The sequence below is a fragment of the Pseudomonas sp. P5_A12 genome (assembly GCF_056400685.1).
The window spans coordinates 1-3,442 of the sequence record NZ_JBFUKU010000424.1; the positions used below are offsets into that span (position 1 = coordinate 1).

3 protein-coding genes and 1 pseudogene are annotated in these 3,442 nt (G+C 59.5%); all 4 read left to right on the plus strand.

Translation table 11 applies throughout. From position 1 onward, the window contains the following. Positions 1 to 336 (plus strand): annotated as a pseudogene (locus AC1DSG_RS29205) (acyl-CoA dehydrogenase family protein); the annotation flags it as partial. Next, complete coding sequence (locus tag AC1DSG_RS29210; protein WP_477793974.1) at positions 336 to 1,409, plus strand: acyl-CoA dehydrogenase family protein; 1,074 nt, start codon at positions 336 to 338, stop codon at positions 1,407 to 1,409. The pseudogene AC1DSG_RS29205 and the gene AC1DSG_RS29210, both read left to right, overlap by 1 nt. After that, positions 1,406 to 2,206: a crotonase/enoyl-CoA hydratase family protein gene (locus tag AC1DSG_RS29215; protein ID WP_477793975.1), complete on the plus strand. Its 801-nt coding sequence runs from the start codon at positions 1,406 to 1,408 to the stop codon at positions 2,204 to 2,206. The genes AC1DSG_RS29210 and AC1DSG_RS29215 overlap by 4 nt, the downstream gene beginning before the upstream one ends. 42 nt (positions 2,207 to 2,248) lie before the next feature. After that, a complete protein-coding gene (locus AC1DSG_RS29220; protein ID WP_007943808.1) occupies positions 2,249 to 3,373 on the plus strand; it encodes an acyl-CoA dehydrogenase family protein in 1,125 nt (374 codons plus the stop codon). Positions 3,374 to 3,442 lie beyond the last annotated feature (69 nt).

Genomic DNA, 3,442 nt, shown 5'->3' on the forward strand with positions numbered 1-3,442 from the left:
AAGACACCCAACGCGTTACAAGCGCGAGAGATCGGGCGTCTTTCAGCCAAGCTGCTGACACTGCGCAATATGTCATTGTCGGTCACGGCACAACTGGCAGCCGGTGAGCACCCAGCTTGGGCAGCCTCCTGCGTGAAAGACCTCGGCAATGCCTTTGAGCAGGAAATTCCCGAAGTTGCCCAGCTATTGCTGGAAACCGAGCCACGGCAAGACGGCGGCAGCGAACATGCGCGCGTGCTGGCTTACCTGACACAAATGGCCCCCTCATTCTCACTGCGTGGGGGCACCCGCGAAATTCTGCGCGGCATCATTGCCCGCGGCTTGGGGTTGCGATAATGCGCGAAATATTTGAAACGACCATTGAACGCCTGTTTGCCGATTTGGCGACACCGGCTTATGTGATGGGGTGTGAAGGCGGCGAATGGCCGGCCGAGTTATGGTCTGCGCTGGACGAGTCGGGTTTTACCTTGGCGGGTGTCAGCGAAGCGCTGGGCGGTGCCGAAGCCAGTTGGGCTGATATGTATGTGCTGGTCCGTGCGGCCGGGCGCTTTTCAGTTCCTGCACCGTTGGGTGAGGCCCTGTTTGCTAATTGGCTGCTGAGCAAGGCCGGGCTGGAGGGGCGGACGGGCGCCCTGAGCATGGCCGCTCACGCCGATCTTAAGCTTGAGGGTGAGCGCGTCTATGGCACCGTCTATTCAGTGCCTTGGGGGCGCAATGTTGAAGCGATCGTAGCGATTGCCAATAGCGCAACCGGTACTCCGCATGTGGTGTTGCTTGCGCGCAGTGCTGCCAGTGAACTCACGCTGAGTCTGAATGTGGCGGGAGAACCGCGCGATGACCTGGGTTTTACCAGCGCACAGGTGCTGGCGCACGCGCCGCTACCCGAAGGGTTTGACGCCAATGTCCTGGAGCTGGGTGGCGCGATGCTGCGCTCGGCCCAGACCGCCGGGGCATTGCACGCTTTGTTGGACATGACCGCCAACTATGCCGGTGAGCGCAAGCAGTTCGGTAAGGCCATCGGTTCCTTCCAGGCCATTCAACAGCAACTGGCGGTATTCGCTGAACAAGCCGCCGCCGCCGGGATTGCCGCCGAGGCGGCCTTCGTAGAATCCCGTTGTGGACTCGCCGCGTTAACCATTGCTGCCGCAAAAATCAGCACGGCAGAAGCGGCCAGTGTTGGCGCCGGCTTTGCCCATTCGGTGCACGGTGCCATTGGCTTTACCGAGGAATATCCCCTGCATTTGCACACCCGCCGGTTGTGGGCGTGGCGCAGTGAATTCGGTTCGGCCAGCCTTTGGAGCCAACGTCTTGGCGTCCGGGTTTGCCAGAGTGGCAGCGAGGGGTATTGGCCGTTACTGACCGGTCATGGCCAACAATCATTAACCCGTCTTGCGAGTAATCCGGCATGAGCCAGTTTCTTCAGATTGAGCGCGAGGGCGGTATCGTCACTGTGCGCATGAACCATCCCGATACCCGCAATGCCCTGACTACACCTGAGCAGATTCAGGAGTTTGTCGACCTCTGCGCGCAACTGCGTCGCGACACCTCTGTGCGGGTCATGGTGCTCACTGGCAACGGCAGCGCGTTCTGTGCCGGCGGCAACGTCAAGGATATGCACGAGCGCGGTGGCATCTTCGCCGGCTCGCCTTATGAACTGCGCAATACCTACCGTGATGGCATTCAGCGTATTCCCTTGGCGATCTATGAGCTGGATATTCCAGTAATCGCCGCGGTAAACGGCCCGGCGATTGGTGCGGGTCTCGATCTGGCGTGCATGTGCGATATCCGTCTGGCGGCGCCCAAGGCGATCTTCGCCGAGAGTTTCGTGCGTCTGGGCATTGTTCCGGGTGACGGCGGCGCCTGGCTGTTGCCGCGCATCATCGGCATCCCGAAAGCCAGCCTGATGGCGTTCACCGGTGACGCTATCGATGCGACCAAAGCGCTGGAATGGGGCCTGGTCGAGCAAGTCTGCACCCACGAAACCCTGCAGTCGGAAGCGCAAGCCTTGGCGCGGCGGATCGCCAGCAACCCGGGCCATGCGTTGCGCCTGTGCAAGCGCCTGCTGCGCGAAGGCCAACATATGCGACTTGACTCGCTACTGGAGTTGTCTGCTGCGTACCAGGCGCTGGCGCATCACACCGAGGACCATCAGGAAGCGGTGGCTGCGTTTGTCGACAAGCGCGACCCGCAATACCGGGACCGCTGATTACTCATTGCCAACAACAAGAATCGATCTGGAGTAAGCAAGATGCGTGGCGTATTTCGTGAAGACCACAACATGTTCCGTGATCAGGCCCGCCGTTTCGTCGACCGCGAAATCGTGCCCTACCTGCATGAGTGGGAAAAAAACGGCATCGTTCCCAAGGAAGTCTGGCTCAAGGCTGGTGAGAACGGATTGTTATGCTCCACGGTGCCCGAAGAATACGGCGGCCCGGGAGGCGACTTCGGTCACTCGGCGGTAATGATCGAAGAACTGGCGCGAGCCAACGCTACCGCCGTGGGTTTCACCACTCACTCGGAAATCGTCACCCCTTACATCGTTGCCTACGGTACCGAAGAGCAGAAGCAACAATGGCTGCCACGCATGGTCAGCGGCGAATTGATTGGCGTGATCGCAATGAGCGAGCCGGGTATTGGCAGCGACCTGCGAGCCATGCGCACTTCGGCACGGCGTGACGGTGATGACTACATCGTCAACGGCCAGAAAACCTTCATCACCAACGGCGGTAATGCGGGTCTGGTGGTCACTGCCACCAAGATGGATCCGGCGGCCAAAGAGCTGACCTTGATCTGCGTCGAAGAAAGCCGTGCTGGCTTCGCCAAGGGTCGACTGCTGGAAAAGATTGGCCTGAAAGGGCAGGACACCGCCGAGCTGTTTTTTGATGAGGTGCGGGTGCCGGTTGGTAATCGCTTGGGCGAGGAGGGGATGGGGTTCAAATACCTGACTCACCAATTGGCCTGGGAACGCTTGATCATTGCTATCCGTGCTGCTCAATCGATCGACACGCTTCTGGAAGAAACCATCGGTTACACCCGAGAGCGCAAAGTCTTTGGCAAACCGGTTCTCGACTTCCAGAACACCCGTTTCAAGCTGGCTGAAGCCAAGGCTCAGGCCACCATGTTGCGGGTGTTTGTCGACGACTGCCTGGCCAAGGTAATGCGCGGCGAGTTGACCCCCGAAATCGCTGCAATGGCCAAGCTGCTGGGTTCGGAGATGCAGGGCAAACTGCTCGACGAGTTCCTGCAACTGCATGGCGGCTACGGCTTCATGAGCGAATACAAAATCAGCCGCGCCTGGGTCGACGCCCGAGTTGCACGCATCTATGGCGGCACCTCGGAGATCATGAAAGAAATCATCGGCCGTACCCTTTGAAGCACAACTGCACGAGGCAGACAGATGAGTAACGACCTTTACGATATTTCGCTGACGCAGATCGATGGC

What these genes read in the sequence shown, in the direction of transcription:
- AC1DSG_RS29210 (WP_477793974.1), top strand. Translation starts at nt 336, where the DNA reads ATGCGCGAAATATTTGAAACGACCATTGAACGCCTGTTTGCCGATTTG.
- AC1DSG_RS29215 (WP_477793975.1), top strand. Translation starts at nt 1,406, where the DNA reads ATGAGCCAGTTTCTTCAGATTGAGCGCGAGGGCGGTATCGTCACTGTG.
- AC1DSG_RS29220 (WP_007943808.1), top strand. Translation starts at nt 2,249, where the DNA reads ATGCGTGGCGTATTTCGTGAAGACCACAACATGTTCCGTGATCAGGCC.